The 16087-nt window shown below is 72.3% G+C and carries 15 protein-coding genes; 5 read left to right on the plus strand and 10 right to left on the minus strand.

The features are described from left to right. Positions 1 to 253: 253 nt before the first annotated feature. The 4 genes from ACFXDJ_RS04945 to ACFXDJ_RS04960 all read right to left on the minus strand — a co-directional run bounded on the left by ACFXDJ_RS04945 (position 254) and on the right by ACFXDJ_RS04960 (position 4943). Complete coding sequence (locus ACFXDJ_RS04945; protein WP_384663532.1) at positions 254 to 2269, minus strand: flotillin family protein; 2016 nt, start codon at positions 2267 to 2269, stop codon at positions 254 to 256. Between the two features lie 101 nt (positions 2270 to 2370). Next, positions 2371 to 3036 carry a hypothetical protein gene (locus ACFXDJ_RS04950; RefSeq protein WP_384663534.1) on the minus strand — a complete coding sequence of 222 codons (666 nt, stop codon included), beginning with the start codon at positions 3034 to 3036 and terminating at the stop codon, positions 2371 to 2373. A gap of 102 nt (positions 3037 to 3138) precedes the next feature. Further along, on the minus strand, positions 3139 to 3600 hold the full coding sequence (locus tag ACFXDJ_RS04955; protein ID WP_384663536.1) for a hypothetical protein: 462 nt from the start codon (positions 3598 to 3600) through the stop codon (positions 3139 to 3141). 35 nt (positions 3601 to 3635) lie between these two features. Continuing rightward, complete coding sequence (locus ACFXDJ_RS04960; protein WP_384847809.1) at positions 3636 to 4943, minus strand: D-alanyl-D-alanine carboxypeptidase family protein; 1308 nt, start codon at positions 4941 to 4943, stop codon at positions 3636 to 3638. Between the two features lie 178 nt (positions 4944 to 5121). On the opposite strand from ACFXDJ_RS04960, the gene ACFXDJ_RS04965 reads away from it, so the two are divergent. Together ACFXDJ_RS04965 and ACFXDJ_RS04970 are read left to right on the plus strand one after the other, a co-directional pair. Beyond that, positions 5122 to 5823, plus strand: a complete 702-nt coding sequence (locus ACFXDJ_RS04965) for a hypothetical protein (protein WP_384847811.1) — start codon at positions 5122 to 5124, stop codon at positions 5821 to 5823. 162 nt (positions 5824 to 5985) lie between these two features. Next, on the plus strand, positions 5986 to 6681 hold the full coding sequence (locus tag ACFXDJ_RS04970) for an N-acetylmuramoyl-L-alanine amidase (protein ID WP_384660566.1): 696 nt from the start codon (positions 5986 to 5988) through the stop codon (positions 6679 to 6681). Positions 6682 to 6727: 46 nt separating this feature from the next. On the opposite strand, the gene ACFXDJ_RS04975 is transcribed toward ACFXDJ_RS04970, so the two are convergent. Next, positions 6728 to 8452, minus strand: a complete 1725-nt coding sequence (locus tag ACFXDJ_RS04975) for a chloride channel protein (RefSeq protein WP_384660569.1) — start codon at positions 8450 to 8452, stop codon at positions 6728 to 6730. A 249-nt stretch (positions 8453 to 8701) separates the two neighbouring features. Here ACFXDJ_RS04975 and ACFXDJ_RS04980 point away from each other — a divergent pair, with 249 nt between their 5' ends. Further along, positions 8702 to 10063, plus strand: coding sequence for a cytochrome P450 (locus ACFXDJ_RS04980; RefSeq protein ID WP_384660571.1), 1362 nt, complete (start codon positions 8702 to 8704; stop codon positions 10061 to 10063). A 12-nt stretch (positions 10064 to 10075) separates the two neighbouring features. Here the strand turns inward: ACFXDJ_RS04980 and ACFXDJ_RS04985 are convergent, their stop codons facing one another. Further along, the gene (locus tag ACFXDJ_RS04985) at positions 10076 to 11185 is read right to left on the minus strand and encodes an alpha/beta hydrolase (protein WP_384660573.1); all 1110 of its coding nucleotides are present in this window, start codon (positions 11183 to 11185) and stop codon (positions 10076 to 10078) included. 106 nt (positions 11186 to 11291) lie between these two features. On the opposite strand from ACFXDJ_RS04985, the gene ACFXDJ_RS04990 reads away from it, so the two are divergent. After that, a complete protein-coding gene (locus ACFXDJ_RS04990; RefSeq protein WP_384660576.1) occupies positions 11292 to 11912 on the plus strand; it encodes an L-threonylcarbamoyladenylate synthase in 621 nt (206 codons plus the stop codon). Between the two features lie 13 nt (positions 11913 to 11925). Here ACFXDJ_RS04990 and ACFXDJ_RS04995 read toward each other — a convergent pair whose 3' ends face one another. The 3 genes from ACFXDJ_RS04995 to ACFXDJ_RS05005 are packed head-to-tail and all read right to left on the minus strand — an operon-like array spanning position 11926 to position 14329. After that, positions 11926 to 12177: a hypothetical protein gene (locus tag ACFXDJ_RS04995; protein WP_384660579.1), complete on the minus strand. Its 252-nt coding sequence runs from the start codon at positions 12175 to 12177 to the stop codon at positions 11926 to 11928. Beyond that, the gene (locus ACFXDJ_RS05000) at positions 12174 to 12827 is read right to left on the minus strand and encodes a TetR family transcriptional regulator (RefSeq protein WP_384660582.1); all 654 of its coding nucleotides are present in this window, start codon (positions 12825 to 12827) and stop codon (positions 12174 to 12176) included. Before ACFXDJ_RS05000 ends, ACFXDJ_RS04995 begins: the two co-directional genes overlap by 4 nt. After that, positions 12824 to 14329 carry an MFS transporter gene (locus ACFXDJ_RS05005; RefSeq protein WP_384847814.1) on the minus strand — a complete coding sequence of 502 codons (1506 nt, stop codon included), beginning with the start codon at positions 14327 to 14329 and terminating at the stop codon, positions 12824 to 12826. Before ACFXDJ_RS05005 ends, ACFXDJ_RS05000 begins: the two co-directional genes overlap by 4 nt. A gap of 187 nt (positions 14330 to 14516) precedes the next feature. On the opposite strand from ACFXDJ_RS05005, the gene ACFXDJ_RS05010 reads away from it, so the two are divergent. Beyond that, positions 14517 to 15110 (plus strand): hypothetical protein, encoded by a 594-nt coding sequence (locus tag ACFXDJ_RS05010; RefSeq protein ID WP_384660588.1) that lies wholly within the window; start codon positions 14517 to 14519, stop codon positions 15108 to 15110. On the opposite strand, the gene ACFXDJ_RS05015 is transcribed toward ACFXDJ_RS05010, so the two are convergent. Beyond that, positions 15100 to 15963 carry a hypothetical protein gene (locus ACFXDJ_RS05015; RefSeq protein ID WP_384660591.1) on the minus strand — a complete coding sequence of 288 codons (864 nt, stop codon included), beginning with the start codon at positions 15961 to 15963 and terminating at the stop codon, positions 15100 to 15102. The two genes, ACFXDJ_RS05010 and ACFXDJ_RS05015, sit on opposite strands and share 11 nt — an antisense overlap. Positions 15964 to 16087 lie beyond the last annotated feature (124 nt).

Raw genomic sequence — 16087 nt, forward strand, 5'->3', positions numbered from 1 at the left:
CGGGCGGGGTGCGCCGGCGGGGCGCGCCCGCCTCGCGACCGCCCCCCGCGCGGGGGGGTGTGCCCCCCCCGCCCCGCCCCCCCCCCTCCGGGGCGGGGGCGCCCCCCCGGTCGCGCAGCACCTCGTAGGTGCCCGCGTCCAGGGGGGACGTGCTGGTCATGTGCGACTCCTGCGGGGGCGCTGCGCCGGCGGGTCGGGGGCCGGCCGGTCCCGGTGGGGCCCGGCCGGCCCGGAGGCAGGTGGGTCAGTTGGGTCAGGATCTGGTCGAGCCGTTGAGGGCGGAGGGGGCCGTGGCGGCGCCGGGGGACGCGGGGGTAGTCGCGCCTCCTGCCTGGGCGAGCTTCGCCAGCAGCGCCGAGACCGTCAGGTTCTGCATGTCCGCCGTGGAGAGCGAGCCGAGTACGCGAGTGAGGTCCTCGGTGAAATCGTGGGTGCCGTCCAGCCACGATCCGGCGAGGCTCCGCGCGGTGTCGGAGTGCTGGACGAATCCGTCGATGCTCTTGCCGAACGAGATGGAGGAGACCAGGCGGTCGAAGAAGACCGAGTCCCCGCCCACGATGCTGATCTCGGCCTTCTCCAGCCCCGCCGCGACCACCATGGCCTGCGCCTCCGCGAGCCCCCGCTGCATTTCGAGGCCGGCCAGCCGGATCTCCTTCTCCGCGGCCAGTCGCAGCCGGTACTCCTCGTGACCGCGCGAGGCCTCGTCCAGCGCGGCCATCGCGGCCGCCTTCTCGGTCAGACCCTGCGCCTCCGCCTTCAGCTTCTCGCCGATCGAGAGGGCCTCCGCGAGCGCCCTGACGCGGATGCCCTCGGCCTCCGCCTTCAGCCGCGCCTCCGTCGCCTGGGCCTCGGCCCGGCCGGACTTCTCGATGGCGTCGGCCTCCTTCTCCCGTACCTGTACGGCCGCCAGCCCCTCGGCGGCGGACTCGGCCTGCACTCCCTCCGCCAGCCGCAGCTTGGCCCGCGCGTCGAGATCGGCGGACTTCAGCCGGGCCTCGGCGAGGGTCAGCTGCTCCGCCGCCCGGTGGACGGCCGCGGACTCGGCCGCCTCGGCCGCCTTGATGTCCTTGACCAGCCGCTCCTGCGCCTCCGCCTCGGCCGCGATGACCACGGCCTGCCGGGTCCGCTCGGCCTCCTCGACCATCCGGAGCTTCTTGATCGACTCCTCCTGCTCGGCGACCGTGCGGTCCACCGCGATCCGCTCCCGCACCACCTCGGCGACCTCGCGGCGCTCCGCCTCCACCTCCTTGTCCTTGGCGATGGAGGAGAGCGCGGTCTCCCGCTCTCGCGCGATGACTTCGAGCATGCGGTCCTTCTCGATCCGCTCGTTCTCGACGGCGATGACGCGCTCGCGGTTCTTCTGCGCGACCGTGATCTCGCGCGCCTGGTTCTCGCGCTGCACCCCGAGGTGCTCCTCGGTCCGCAGGAACGCGCCCTGGGCGCCCAGGCGTTCCTCCTCCTGGACCTTGGCCGTGGCGGCCTCCTCGCGGGCCCGCAGCGTCTCGACCTCCCGGCGCTGCTTGATCTCGGCCTCCGCCTGGCGCCGTTCGAGTTCCAGGATGGTCTCGCGGGCGTCGACGTTCTGCCGGGTGATCTCCTTCTCCTCCGTGCGCTGGAACTCGTTCGTCCGCACGTGCTCGATGGTCGTCAGCTCGGTGATCTTCCGAATGCCCTGCGCGTCAAGGATGTTGGCGGCGTCCAGCTGGGTCATCGGGGTCTGTTCGAGGAAGTCGATGGCCGCGTCGTCGAGGTGGTAGCCGTTCAGGTCCGTTCCGATGACGGAGATGATCCGGTCGCGGAACTCCTCGCGCTTGGTGTAGAGATCGACGAAGTCGAGCTGCTTGCCCACGGTCTTCAGCGCCTCGGAGAACTTCGCGGCGAAGAAGTCCTGGATGGCGACCTTGTCGCTGGCGGTCGCCGTTCCGATGGACTGGGCGACCTTGATGACGTCCTCGACGGTCTTGTTGACGCGGACGAAGAAGCTGATGTGGATGTCGGCCCGGATGTTGTCCTGGCAGATCAGCCCCTCCCGCCCGGTCCGGCGGATCTCGATCGTCTTCACCGAGATGTCCATGTACTCGGCCTTGTGCAGCACCGGCAGGACGACGGCCCCGGTGAAGGTGACGTCGACCCGCTTCGTCTTGGAGATGATCAGGGCCCGGCCCTGCTCCACCTTGCGGAACAGCCTGCTGACCACCAGCAGCAGCACGAGGGCGAGGAGCAGGACAACGGCGACGAGTACGCCGATGCCCAGGGAGATGGCATCCATGGTGACGTCCTTGCGATGAAGGTGCGATGAGGTTCGTTGGGTTCGGCGAGGGCGGCTCGGAGCTCGGGGAGTCCGGCGAGTCCGGCCCGGAGCTCGGGGGCTCAGCCGGCGGTACGGGGATCGAGCGCCGGGTCGTAGGGCGCGACCCAGAAGAACTCGCCCTCCTCGTCGTACGCGTACAGCAGCGCCGTGCTCCCGGAGCCGAGCACGTCCCGTCCCTGCTGGCGGACCTGCACCACGGCGGTGGACCCGTCCTCCGCCGCGACCTCGGCCTGGCCGAACCGCCCGGAGACCGATCCGGTACGGATCGTGCAGGTCAGCCCGATGAAGTCGAGCCGGGACGGCGGCGGGTGGTCGGGGAAGAGCGCGCGCAGGCGGCGTACCAGCAGCCGGGTCACACCCCAGGCGAGCAGCAGGGCGGCGGCGAGCACCCCGAGATCCAGGGCGGTCCGCGCGACTCCGGCGACGCCGGAGCGGCGGACGAGCACGGATCCGGTGAAGCTGATGAACCACGCGATCGTGATCAGCAGCGAGGCCACGACCGTGACGGGCACCCCGCCGATGCCCTGCGCGTCGTTACGGGCGCCCTTGCCGGATCCGGCGTGCCCGTGCCCGCCCCCGTGCAGGTGTACGTGCCCGTGCCCGTGGAAGCCGCCGTGGTCGGCCGCGCCGAGCAGGACGAGGAGCCAGAAGGCGACGACCACGATCAGCGCGGCGGTGAACAACGCGGCCGGGAAGCCGAGCGCGGCATCACGGAACTCGTCCACCTTGCGTCCCCTCCCCCGTCCCCGGCCTGGTGCGGCCCGGGATCCCCCTCGGCCATGGTGACAAGCACCGGGGCGCCGCACATTGCCGGAGACCGGCAGTCTTCAGGGGTTCTGCCTGCCGGATGCCACCCGGGATCCGGCGCCGCCCGACCCGATGAGGAGGCTGCGGATCGCCCAGCCCACCGCGAAGGCGCACAGCGCGGCAAGCGGCACGGCGGTGAGGGCGACCATCGACCACTTCTCCGCGTAATGCATGGCCTTGTTGGGCGTGTTGGCGAAGGAGGTCATCGGGCCCCACGTGTAGTAGCCCCACACCATGATCAACTGGGAGACCACCGCCCGTGCCACGGCGTGCAGGGCGGTGGGGGCGGTGGCCGCCACGAGGAACACAATGACGATGTAGGGCACGTAGCCGGAAGCGAAGCGGCTCGCGACGGTGACCGTCAGCCCGTCGCCGTCCCCGGCCACCGCGATGTAGGCCGACAGCGCTCCGGCGGCCAAGGCCACCGCCACGGTCGCCGCCGTGCGGCGCGGGGCCTTCGACGTGGTCTGCCGGTTCTCCATGCCCATCTCCTCTCGCCCCGTGCCGTGTCGTCTCGTCATCGCAGGCGTGTCAGCTTCGCGCCGAGGGAGGGGCCGGACAGGTCCGTCCGCAGTGCCACGGGGATCTTCTGCGCGCCGGGCCCGGTGCCGATGGTGAGCTCTCCGATCTCCGTACCCGCCTTCGCCCCGTGCGGGATGTCCTTCTCACCGGCGGCGAGGGTCAGACCGACCTTCTGCCCCGGCACGGCCACGGCGGCCGCGTCCTTGGTGGCCACCACCGGGGTACGGGTCCCGAGCCCGTCGTCCACGTAGCCGACGACCTGACCCTTCTTGACCGCATCGGCCGATGTCAGCGCCTCGCGGACGGCCTCGATGACCTTCCTGCTGTTGTCCTTGACGAGGACCAGGCTGTTGGCGCCGTTGGGATCGGCCCCGGTGACGTGCTGGTCGAGCATGGTGCCGAGGATCATCGGGGTCTTGTCGCCCACGGTCTTGTAGGCCGCCCACATCAGCGTTCCGCCGGCCGCCGAACTGGAGCCGGTCTTGATGCCCTTGATGCTGAGCCCGGACAGCAGCAGGTTGCCGTTGTTGTTGATCAGCTGCGTCGGAAGGCCGGAGATCGAGGCGCTGGGCAGCATCACGATCGCGCGGAACGCGTCGATCTGCATGACCGCCTCGGCCAGCTTCAGCTGGTCGACGGCGGTGCTCACCGTCTTGGCGTCGAGCCCGCTCGGGTCCGTGTAGGTGGTGGAGTCCATGCCGAGCGCCTTGGCCTCGGCGTTCATCTTCTCCACGAACGCGGCCTCGTCGGCGCTGCCGGTGTCCCAACGGGCGAGCAGCCGGGCGATGTTGTTGCCCGAGGGGATCATCAGCATCTTCAGCATGTCCTGCTGGCTGAACCGCGTGCCGGTCGTCAGGTTCTCGATGCGCGACTCGCTGTCCGACGTGCCGTCCGCGACCGCCTTGTCGTCGACCGCGATCGACGGGCCGGCCTCGTCCTTCTTCAGCGGGTGGTTCTTGAGGATCACGTAGGCCGTCATCACCTTGGCCACGCTGGCCGTCGGCACGGGCTTCTGCTCCCCGAACGTCCCCACGTCGCCCGCGCCCGCCACCCGTACGGCGGCCTGCCCCTTCTCGGGCCAGGGCACGTCGAAACGGCCGTCGAGGGTGACGGACGCCGCGGCGTCCCCGCTGACCAGTGCCGCCGCGGGCACCGGGCGCAGCGCCTGTACGACGGCGAGCACGGCGGCCAGCAGCAGGAGCAGCGGCACCCAGATCCGGACCCGGCGCGCGGCGGTCCGGGCCGGAGTCTCGGGCGGCGGCGGGGTGTTGGTGAGCTGCGCGAGAAGGTCGAGCGGCGGCATGGCCTGCGGCCCGGGAACGGGGACAGGATCCGACCCGGCTCCCGGTACGGCGGCCCAGGAGGGGGCGGGCGCGGGGGTTGGATCCGGCGCGGCTCCCGGTGCAGCGGCCCAGGAGGGGACAGGCGCGGCTGCGGGCACGGGCACAGCCAGGGGCAGGGCCGGCCCCTCGTCCAGCGCCTTGAGCGCGACGAAGGTACTCGTCCGCTCCGCGTCCGACTCCGGCACGACCTCCGAACCCGCCGCCCGGGCGGTCTCCGGGGCGGGATCCGCGACCGGCTCCGACGCCGAGGCCGGCGAAGGTTCCGACGGCGGCTTCGAGTCCGACTCCAAGTCCGCCTCCGGCTCCGCAGTGCTCTCGGTGTCGGGCCCCGACGCGGGCTCCAGGTCCGGCACCGGGCCGGACTCCGACCCAGGATCAGCGACCGGCTCCGACACCGTGGCCGACGACGACTCCGACGGCGTCGTCGAGTCCGAGACCGGCTCCGGCTCCGGCTCCGGCCCCGGCCCCGGCCCCGGCCCCGGCCCCGGCTCCGGAGCGTTCTCGGAGTCGGGCCCCGATGCCAGCTCCGCCCCGGGTTCGGGGACGACGTGCTCCAGGTCGGGCTCCGCGGTGGTCACCTCGTCCGAATCCGGGACGGCCCCTGCGGCGGGCGCCTCGGCGGACGCTTCCGGGGCGGGCTCCGGGGATGTCCTCGGCCCGGGTAGGTCGGGCGTACCGGCCGCGACGGTCGGCTCGGCGGGCGCGGCCGGGCCCCCGTCCAACACTGACGCCGTCACCGTCGTCGCCGCCGCGTCGGGCTTCTCGCCCTTCACCGGTACCGCCGTCATGCCGTACACCGCCTTGCTCGTGCCGTTCTCGATCAGCGGCCAGTCTCCGTAGCCCATGTGCGCGAGCAATGCGCACAGGATGACCATTTCGTCACGATCGGGCGGGTTCACGCCCGTCATCAAACGATCACCTGGCCATCACATCCCCATCATCCGGAGACCGAAGAATCGCTTCTCCCCCGCGCGAGGCCCTTCAGGAAGCCGGATACCGTTCATGAACCACAGGAAACCCGCCCCCTCGAATCCGGGCAGGCGACGCCTGCTGACCAGGGGCGGAGCACTGCTCTTCGTCGCGACCGCCGGCACCCTGCTGGCCGCCAGGCCCGACAGGGCCGACGGGCCAGGCCGGCCCGGCGATGACCGCGCTCCCTCCGGGGATCCCCTGGCCTCGTCCACCGCCTCCACGGCCTCCGGCTGGATGCCCGGGGTGATCAGAAAGCCGCTGGAGCGGAACTTCGTCGTCGGCGAGCGCGACGCGCAACGCGGGCTCGTCCTCCACGTCCAGGAGGGCGAGGGCTCCCTGCACGAGCGGTTCAGCACCCCCGGGATCAAGGCCTCCTCCCACTTCTGGGTCTCGCAGAGCGGCGAGACGGAGCAGTACGTCTCCGTGCTCGACCGCGCCTGGGCCCAGGTGGACGGAAACGGCTCCTGGGCCTCGGTCGAGACCTCCGGCTTCACCACCCGGGCGCTGACCGAAGCCCAGGTGGACGCCGTCTCCCGCATCTACGTGTGGGGCGCGGGCGCGCACGGCTGGCCGCTCTCGATCAGCGACAGCCCGCACCGGCCCGGCCTGGGCACACACGCCATGGGCGGCACCGCTTGGGGCGGCCACGCCTGCCCCGGCACCCTCCGGGCCGACCAGCGCACCGAGATAATCCGCCGGGCACAACAACACCTCCCGGCCACCTGACCGTACCCACTCCGCGATGGAGGACCGGGATGGGCGCGGCGCGGGGTCAGGGCTGGGGGTGGAGGGCCAGGAGGGCGGAGCGGTGGGAGATCCAGCCCAGGAGGTGGCGGCCCTCCTCGTCCAGGACCGCGAGTCCTTCGCTCTCGCTCGCCGCGAGCAGGGGGAGGGCTTCCTCCAGGGACTGGCCGGCGAGCAGGTTCGGCGGGTGGTCCCGTACCGACTGGATGGAGTGCTCCCCGGGCGTGCCCTTGCGCAGGGCTTCGGCGAGGGACCGGGCGGCTACCGAGCCCTGGTAGTGGCCGTGGGCGTCGATGACGGGGAGGCGGGCCGCGCCCGCCGCGATCATTGCCGTGGCGGCCTCGCGCAGGCCGGTGTCGGGGGTCAGCGGGGCCGGCGGCGGGCCCATCGCCGCGCGTACCTCGATCGCGGCGGGGCCGGTCAGGTCGAGATCGACCCCGCGGCGGCGAAGTTTGGCCGTGTAGACCGTATCGCGGCTGAGCGCGTGGCTGACTCCGGTGGCGACCGCGATGGCGGCCATCAGCGGCAGGATGATCCCGTACTCGCCGGTCAGCTCGAAGATGATGATGACGGCGGTGATCGGGGCGCGGGCCGACCCCGCGAAGACCGCGCCCATGCCGATGACCGCGTAGGTCATGGCCGAGCCGGTCACTCCGGGCGCGAGGTGGTCCATCGTCTGCCCGAAGGAGCTGCCGAGCATCGCCCCGACGAACAGGCTGGGCGCGAACACGCCGCCCGAGCCGCCGATTCCGATGGTGACGCTGCACGCGATGATCTTGCCGACGAGCAGCACCAGCAGGAATCCGACGGCGTACCCGCCCACCGCGGCCTTGCCGAGGACCGGGTAGCCGACCCCGTACATCTCGGGCAGCGCGAGCAGGATGGCGCCGAGCAGGAGGCCCCCGGCCGCCGGGCGGAGCCATTCGGGGCCGCGCCACACGGCGTCGCAGACGTCCTCCACCCAATACAGGACCTTGGTGAAGAGCACCCCGACGGCTCCGGCCACCGCGCCGAGCAGTACGTACAGGGCGTACGCGGTCACGTGGTCCACGCCCACCGGGGCCAGGTCCAGGAACCGCTCGTCCCCGAGCGCCGCGCGGCCGATCACGCTGGCGGTGACGGCGGAGACGGCCACCATGCCGAAGCCGCGGGCCGTGAAGTCGCGCAGGATCAGTTCCATGGCGAAGAACACGCCGGCCAGGGGTGCGTTGAAGGTGGCCGCGATGCCTCCGGCCGCTCCGCAGGCGACCAGCAGCCGCATCCGCTCCTCGTCCATGCGCAGGACCGCTCCGGCGGTGGATCCGAGGGCGGAGCCGATCTGCACGATGGGGCCCTCGCGGCCGACCGAGCCTCCGCCGCCGATGCACAGGGCGGACGCGATCGACTTCACCACGGCGACCCGGGGCGGGATCCGGCCGCCCTGGCGGGCGACGGCGTACATGACCTCGGGTACGCCGTGGCCGCGCGCTTCCTTGGCGTAGCGGTAGACGAGGGGTCCGTAGACCGCGCCCGCGACCACGGGTGCGAGCAGGACGAAGTACGGTCCGAGCCAGGGGACGTACGGGTTGGCGGCGTGGCCCGCCGAGGAGTAGTCGTCGTGCCCGGACAGCACCTTGGTGACGCCCTCGATCAGCCATCGGAAGCCCACCGCGCCCAGTCCCGCCCCGGCGCCCACCAGCACCGCGGCCAGCAGCAGACCGGTCTGGCTGCGGCGCAGTGCGGCCCATGCCCCCTCTGCGGCCAACGGTCTCATCTCCACTCCTTTGGAGCCGGTGTCTTCCCGATCGCGCGGCCCGGCCCCCTGACCGCGATCCCCCGGACCACCCCATCCAAGGGTCCGTGTCCGGCCCCGCCCCGGAGGCGGGCCGGGGGGTACACCCGCACGGCCCAGCGGACGCCGGGGGGGCTCGTGGGTGGTTGGGGGTCGCTGGGGATGGTTGCGGGGGCCGCTCGGGTGGTAGGACCGGCGGGAGCAGACGCAGCGGACGAACAGGGGAACCCGATGGCCGTCGAAGCCAGTCCCGAACACCGCCCTCCGGCCCCGCTCGGGCCCGCGGTTCCCGAGCTGGATCCCGCCGTGGTGGAGCGGTGGCGCGCGGGTGGGGGCGAACTGGTCGAGCTGCTGGCCCAGGTGTGCGGGCAGCTCGGCGGCGTCGGCGCGTTCCGCCTCGGGGACGGGACCGGGGGCGGAGCCGGGGAGCGGCCGACCGTGCTGGTCACCGCGCCGCAGGCCATCCAGCACGTGCTGGCCCTGCGTCCGCAGCGGTACGTCAAGCGCTCGCACCGCGCCCGCCTGCTGATCGGCGACGGTGTGCTCGCCGCGACCGGCGAGGCCTGGCAGCGGCAGCGGCGGCTCCTGCAGTCCCAGTTCACAGGGACCGGGATGCGCCGCTACGAGCAGCGGATCGCCGAGGCCGCGCGGACCACGGCCGGGCGCTGGGCCGCGTACGCCCGTAGCGGTGAAGTCCTGGACGTCGGCGAGGAGATACGGCGCTTCGCCCTCGACACCATCTGGCGTTCCCTGACCGGGCACCCCCTGGACGAGGACACCGAGCGCGAGCTGGCCGCCGTCGCGGCCGTGGTGGCCGCCCTGCCGACGCTGCCCGCCGGTTCCGAGGGCGGAGGGGAGGCCGGCGCGGGCGACGCCGTCGCCGCCGATCTGGCCAGGATCGACGCCGTCGCCGAGCAGGCCATCGCCGCCGCTCGCCGCGGCCCCGCCGGGCCCGACGGGCCGGGGCTGCTGCATCTGCTGGTCGGGGCCGCCGCCGAGCGGCCCGAGTACACCGACCGGCTGATCCGCGACGAGCTGGTCACCCTGCTGGTGGCCGGTCACGAAACCACCGCCACCACCCTGACCTGGCTGTACCTGCTGCTGGACCGTCATCCGGAGGCCCGCGACCAGGCCCTCGCGGCGGGCGGCGAGGGTTCGCCGGAGCGCCGGGAGGCCGTTCAGGCGCTGGTCAGCGAGACGCTGCGGCTGTACCCGTCCGCCTGGATCCTGCCCCGGCACGCCGTCGAGGACGACACCCTGGCGGGCTACGCCGTCGAGGCGGGCACCGATGTGGTCGTCTGCCCCTACCTCGCCCACCGCGACCCCGGGCTGTGGCCGGACCCCGAGCGCTTCGACCCGCGGCGGTTCACCACTCCGGGGGGCCGGCCGGCCGTGGCGGGCGGGTACGTGCCCTTCGGCATCGGGCCGCGCGCGTGCCTCGGCCTCCAGTTCGCCCTGCGCGAGTCGACCGTGCTGCTCGAACACCTGCTGCCCGCGTACACCCCGGCCTTCCGCTCCGTCCCGGAGAAGGCCGCGTACAGCATCACCGTCCGCCCCGACGGTCCGACCCCGGCCACGCTGACGGCCGTGTGACCGGCGTACCCGCTACTCGGTGGTGAGGCGGGTGCTGAGCCACTCCAGGGACGGCGGGATCTCGCGGTTCCACGTCTTGAAGTTGTGCCCGCCGTGGTCGAGGGTGATCGAGGAGACCCGGGCGGGGGCCTTCACCTTCTCGATGAACTTCTGGGTCGGCCGGTAGTTCGACTCCCCCTGGAGCGAGGTGGTGACGAGGAAGGAGGTCTTGCCCTGGGGCAGGTGGTCCAGAGCCCACAGCAGGTCGGACCGCTTCTCCTCGGCGGCGTTCCCGTGGAAGAGGTCACCGGAGTCCCCGTCCACCTCCGGCGCGTAGTCCGCGGAAAGGCCCACGCCCGCCGAGTAGGCCTCCGGGTGCTCCAGCGCGACCTTGAGCGCGCAGTAGCCTCCGGTGGAGTCGCCCATGACACCCAGGCTCCGGGGCGAGGAGCCGATCCGGTAGGCGCCGGTGAGGGCCTTGGGGAGGTCCTTCCCGAAGAAGGTCTCGGTCTGCGGTCCGCCCTTGATGTCGATGCACTGGGTATTGCGCGGCGGGGCCACGGTGGGCCGCATCAGCACCAGGATCATCGGGTTCATCTTCTTCTGCTTCGCCAGGCTCCACGCGGTCTTCGGGTACCGCAGACCGTGGATCAGGTTCTCCGCGGTGCCGGGGAAGCCGGTCATGACGACCGTCGCGGGGAAGACCCGCTTCTCGTTCCCCTTCTGGAAGTACTCGGGCGGCAGGTAGACGTAGGCCGGGGTGGCGATCTGGGACCGCTCCCCCTGGATCATGATCTTCTCGATCTCGCCGCCCACGTGCTTGTTCGAGCCGCCGGGCACGTCCGGCTTCTGCCGGTCGATCACCTTCACGGCGGAGGTCCCGCCGGCGTCCTGGCTGACGGCGGCCGGCTTCTCCCGTCCGGCCAGCTCCGCCCATGATCCGTAGATCAGGAAGCTCCTGTTCGCCGCGAGGCCGATGGACGACAGGGTGAGCACCTGTACGACGAGGACCAGGCCGATCCGGCCCAGGACCTGGCGCCATCCCTGCCGCGCCAGGCGCGGCCACAGCCATACGACTGCCCCGAACATCAACGCCGTGATGATGAGGGTCGTGAAGAAGAGCGAATTGCTTGTCAGAGTCACAACGATCCAGATGGTCCCGAGCGCCGTTCCGTTCCCGGGCGCAGCCTCCTATGATCACACCTCCCGGTCCGGATGCCGGAACCCCTGGATCCCGTAGGCTCGTCGGATGGCTAAGTACTTCGACGTACACCCCGATAACCCCCAGCCCCGGACCATCGGCAGCATCGCCGACAGCATCCGCTCCGGCGGGCTCGTCGCCTATCCGACGGACTCCTGCTACGCGCTGGGCTGCAAGATGGGCAACCGTGAAGGCGTCGACCGGATCCGGTCCATCCGGCAGCTCGACGACCGCCACCACTTCACCCTGGTGTGCGAGAACTTCGCGCAGCTCGGCCAGTTCGTGATCATCGACAACGACGTCTTCCGCGCGATCAAGGCGTCCACCCCCGGCAGCTACACCTTCATCCTCCCGGCGACCAAGGAGGTGCCGCGCCAGCTCCAGCACCCGAAGAAGAAGACGGTCGGCGTCCGCATCCCCGACCACGTGGTGGTCCAGGCCCTGTTGGCCGAGCTCGGCGAGCCGCTGCTGTCCAGCACGCTGCTGCTGCCGGACGAGACCGAGCCGATGACCCAGGGCTGGGAGATCAAGGACCGGCTCGACCACGTCGTCGACATGGTGGTCGACTCGGGCGAGTGCGGGACGCTGCCCACCACCGTCATCGACTTCTCCAGCGGCGAAGCCGAGATCGTCCGCCGGGGCGCGGGGGACACCACCCGCTTCGAGTAGCGGGCGGCGCCGGTCAGTTTTCCGGGTGCAGGATGGGCTTGAGGCCGTAGTCGAGTTCCGAGCCGTCCACGAGGAGCGCTTCGACCGTTCGGGTGACGGGATCGATGTCGGCCACCATCCCGTCCCCGGAGTAGCGGGGATACCCGGAGGCGCCGCTCTGGCCGGTCGGCGCGACCACGGCCGACCTGACGGCGTCGTCGCTGGACCCCTCCACCACGTGCTCGGGCACCAGCAGGATCTCGAAGCTCTGCGTTTCGCTGCTCATCCCACGACGCTAACCGGCTCTTCCCGGTCGTGCCGTCCGGCCGCGCCGTCGATGAGCCCCTGGAGTCCGGGCGCGTACAGATCCGCCAGCCGCTCCGGCGGCGTACGGGTTCCCGCGCCGTCGGGGCGGTGCAGGCTCAGGGTCGCGCCCAGGCCCAGGAGCTGGCCCGCGATCAGCTCGGCGCGCAGCTCCCGGTCGCGCCCGGCGAGGGAGTCGGCGAGCCGTGCGGTGACCTGCTCGCGGAAGCGTTCGCGCAGCAGGGTGCGCTCGTCGTCGATGCCGAGGGAGAAGACCACCCGCAGCAGCGGGTCCCCGCGCAGCTCGTCGCGGAGCCGGAGCATGGTCAGGACCAGGTGCCGGCCCAGCGTGGCCGGGGCCGCCGAGAACAGTGCGTCGGCGGCCGGCTGGAAATCGGCGACGGTGTTGAAGAGCCGCTCCTTGCTGCCGAACCGCTTCACGATCAGGGACGGGCTGACCCCGGCCTCGGCGGCGATGCCGCGCAGGGTGACCTCGGCGTACGGGCGCAGGGTGAACGCCCTGCGGGCGGCGCGCACGATGGCTTCGCGGCCGGTCCCGGTGTCCGTGTCGGAGTCGTAGGCGGAGTCGGTGTCGGTGTCGGTGTCGGCGCCGGATTCCTCGGCGGTGGTCATGTGGTCTCCCGGGCGGCGGGCGCGGACTGCGTCACCGCGACCGTACCGGGCTTGCCGGTGGTGCCGGTGGTGCCGGTGGTGCCGGTGGTGCCGGTGGTGCCGGGCCTTCCGCCCGAGGGCAGGCTGAGCGCGGCCGCCAGCGCGGCGAGCGCCGCGCCGGCCGCGATGAGGAAGATCAGCAGGTACGCGTGCAGGGTGGGGGCGCTGCGTCCGCCCGCCAGGAAGGTCACGTGGGCGAGTACGGCCGCGACGACGGCGCTGCAACAGGCCTGGCCCACGGAGCGCATGAGGGTGTTCAGGCCGTTCGCGGCCCCGGTCTCGGTCACCGGCACGGCCCGCATGACGAGCGCCGGCAGCGCCGAGTAGGCCAGGGCCGTGCCGCAGGAAACCACCGTGGCTCCGGCCACGATCAGCCAGAGGGTGTGGCTGGTGAAGAAGCGGACCACGTAGCCCAGTGCCATGACGGCCGCGCCGAGGGCGAGGGCGGACCGGGGCCCGTACGCGGCGGAGAGCCGGGCCGAGGCGGGTGACAGCACGACCATGGCCAGCCCGCCGGGCAGCAGGCACAGGCCGCTGACCACGATGGAGGCGCCGAGCCCGTACCCGGTGCTCGTCGGCTCCTGCACCATCTGGGCGGTGGCCAGGGAGTTCGCGTAGAAGGAGAAGCCGATGAGGAGGGCCGCGACATTGGTGAGCAGGACGGCGGGCCGGGCCGAGACGCGCAGATCGACCATCGGGGAGCCGGTCCGCAGCTCGTAGCGGCCCCAGAGCACGCCGACGACCAGGGCGGCGGCGAGCAGGGCGAGGGTGGGCACGGAGGTCCAGCCCCAGTCCGCGCCCTGGGTGATCGCGAGGAGCAGCGCCACGAGGGTGACGGCGAGGCCGAGGGTGCCGGGTACGTCGAAGCGGCCCGCGGCGCGCAGCGGTGATTCGGGGACGATCCACAGCACGAGGAGGACGTCGAGCAGCCCGAGGGCGGCGGAGGCCCAGAACATGGTGTGCCAGTCGAAGTTCTCGACGACCAGGGCGGCCACCGGCAGCCCGATCGCGGCCCCGATTCCGAGGGTGGAGCTCATCAGGGCGATGGAGGGGAGGACGCGCTCCGGCGGGAGTTCGTCGCGGATGATGCTGATGCCGAGCGGGATGACGGCGAGGGCGGCTCCCTGGAGGGCGCGGCCCCCGATCAGCCAGCCGATGTCGGAGGTGACCGCGCACATCACGGAGCCCGCGGTGAGCACCCCGAGCGAAGCGAGGAGCACGCGGCGCTTGCCGTACATGTCGCCGGCCCGGCCGAGTACGGGCGTGAAGACCGCGCCGGTGAGCAGGGTGATGGTGACGAGCCAGCCCGCGGCGGCCGGACCGCTGCCCGTCAGGTCGGGGATGTGCGGCAGCAGGGGGACGACCAGGGTCTGCATGACGGCAACGACCGCACCGCAGAACGCGAGGACGGGAACGATCAGGCGGTGACGGGCGCTGAGCGTGGGTATCTCGGCGGGCGGCATGGTGCTCCCAACAATGGCCCGATGGGGGGTGTACGTGTGTTTACCCCCCAGGGTAAACGCTTGTGCACCCCCCTGTCTGCCGGTAGCCACCGCCGCGATTCGGCCGTTTCGCGCATTCCGAGAACCGGCGGCGGCCTTCGTCGCGTCGTGTGGGGCACGTACGTCAGCACCGGGAAAGGTACCGACCATGTTCTCGTTCGCGACCACGCGCACCACGCCCGCCGCGTCCACCACGCCCACCACGCCCGCCGCGTCCACCACGCCCACCACGAGCCCCACCCGAACCGCCAACCGCACGGCCGCTCTCGCCCTCGGGGCCACCGCCGTCACCGCGGCGCTCGCCCTCGCCGTCGTCACCGGCGGCTTCGCGACCGCCGCCTCCGCGCCGGCCCCGGCCTCCGCCGTCCCCGTCTCCGTCTCCGTGGCGGCCGCGCCGTCCGTGTCCGGCAGCCCGGAGGCCGCCTTCACCCGGATCGCCGACTTCTACGGTGCGTACATCGACGCGGTGTACGACGGCGACGGCAAGACCATGGACCGGCTGCGCGCCTCCTACCTCTCCAAGCCCTTGCAGCAGGAGCTGAAGAAGTGGGAGGAGACGAACCACGCCAACGGAGTGCTGCGCGCCCAGAACGTGCCCCTCCAGTGGAAGGTCGACTCCACGGGCAGCGGCACGGGCAAGACCAACGCCACCGTCACCCTCACCTGGGGCGGCGGATCCACCACCGAGATCCAGGTCCAGGCGGACCTGGCCACACGCAAGATCGTCTCGATCAAGGGCTGATCAAGGGATGGTCCGGGTCCCGGGGCGTCGAGGGGTGGCGCAGCAGGCCGTGGGCCCAGCGTTCGTTGAGCCCGGCCAGGAAACCGATGGCGCCCCAGAAGAACCACGCCTTGACCAGGGCCTCGTGCCCGGCGGCGGTGAGCGGGCCGGGGCCGCACAGTTCGGCCGGGGACAGCGGCGGGGTCAGGACGGTGAGGATGCCGCCGCTGACGAGCAGGAAGAGCGAGGTGGCCAGGAACCAGCCCACCACCACGCGGTACCAGCCCTCCTGGCGCAGGTTCTGGGCCAACTGGACGGGGTCGGCGGCCAGGTTGCCGTGCCCGGCCCGGGTGCGGATCAGCTTCTGGGGGTCGCGCAGCCGGATGATGACGCTGAAGACCGCGCCCATCGCGCCGCCCGCGAAGCACACCAGGGCATGGATCAGGGCCTGCTGCTCCTGGCAGCCGAAGTCGATGCCGAAGAGTCCGGGCACCCACTCCCCCAGCGCGAAGACCACCATCAGCACCACCGGGCTGACCAGGATCCCGGCGGTCAGACCGGTGTTCAGGCCGCGCGATCCGGCGGTGGCCACATCGGCTTCCAGCCGGGCTCCGGCGAGGGCGACCGCCGTGTCCAGCCGGGCGACGTCCGCGCCCTGGGCCACCGCGCGCAGTGCGCGGAGCAGGTCCTCGGTGACGGCGGCGCGCGTCCGGCGTTCGAAGGCCCGCTGCGAAGCCGCGTGGAGCTGGTCGAGGCGGAGCATCAGCTCCGGTTCCGCGCACCACAGTTCGCGCAGCCGCTCCGGGTCGATGCCGGGCACTTCTTCGAGTGCCCGTATCTCCCCGTCGGCCGCGCCAAGGAACCATTCGGTCATCCCCCGCCGCATCCCAGCCCCCTCTTCGCACAGCAGTTGTACCGTGCTTCGCCGCGGGGCGGTACCCGCGCCGGCGCGCCGGCCGGCGCACGCGCCGGTGCACGGGCACACCCGGGTACTACGC

Source organism: Streptomyces sp. NPDC059443 (assembly GCF_042750105.1).
GTDB lineage: Bacteria > Actinomycetota > Actinomycetes > Streptomycetales > Streptomycetaceae > Streptomyces.

Excerpts from the sequence above, each read along its gene's own strand:
- ACFXDJ_RS04945 (WP_384663532.1), bottom strand. The coding sequence starts at position 2,269 with ATGGATGCCATCTCCCTGGGCATCGGCGTACTCGTCGCCGTTGTCCTG.
- ACFXDJ_RS04955 (WP_384663536.1), bottom strand. The coding sequence starts at position 3,600 with ATGGAGAACCGGCAGACCACGTCGAAGGCCCCGCGCCGCACGGCGGCG.
- ACFXDJ_RS04960 (WP_384847809.1), bottom strand. The coding sequence starts at position 4,943 with ATGCCGCCGCTCGACCTTCTCGCGCAGCTCACCAACACCCCGCCGCCG.
- ACFXDJ_RS04970 (WP_384660566.1), top strand. The coding sequence starts at position 5,986 with ATGAACCACAGGAAACCCGCCCCCTCGAATCCGGGCAGGCGACGCCTG.
- ACFXDJ_RS04975 (WP_384660569.1), bottom strand. The coding sequence starts at position 8,452 with ATGAGACCGTTGGCCGCAGAGGGGGCATGGGCCGCACTGCGCCGCAGC.
- ACFXDJ_RS04980 (WP_384660571.1), top strand. The coding sequence starts at position 8,702 with ATGGCCGTCGAAGCCAGTCCCGAACACCGCCCTCCGGCCCCGCTCGGG.
- ACFXDJ_RS04990 (WP_384660576.1), top strand. The coding sequence starts at position 11,292 with ATGGCTAAGTACTTCGACGTACACCCCGATAACCCCCAGCCCCGGACC.
- ACFXDJ_RS04995 (WP_384660579.1), bottom strand. The coding sequence starts at position 12,177 with ATGAGCAGCGAAACGCAGAGCTTCGAGATCCTGCTGGTGCCCGAGCAC.
- ACFXDJ_RS05000 (WP_384660582.1), bottom strand. The coding sequence starts at position 12,827 with ATGACCACCGCCGAGGAATCCGGCGCCGACACCGACACCGACACCGAC.
- ACFXDJ_RS05005 (WP_384847814.1), bottom strand. The coding sequence starts at position 14,329 with ATGCCGCCCGCCGAGATACCCACGCTCAGCGCCCGTCACCGCCTGATC.
- ACFXDJ_RS05010 (WP_384660588.1), top strand. The coding sequence starts at position 14,517 with ATGTTCTCGTTCGCGACCACGCGCACCACGCCCGCCGCGTCCACCACG.
- ACFXDJ_RS05015 (WP_384660591.1), bottom strand. The coding sequence starts at position 15,963 with ATGACCGAATGGTTCCTTGGCGCGGCCGACGGGGAGATACGGGCACTC.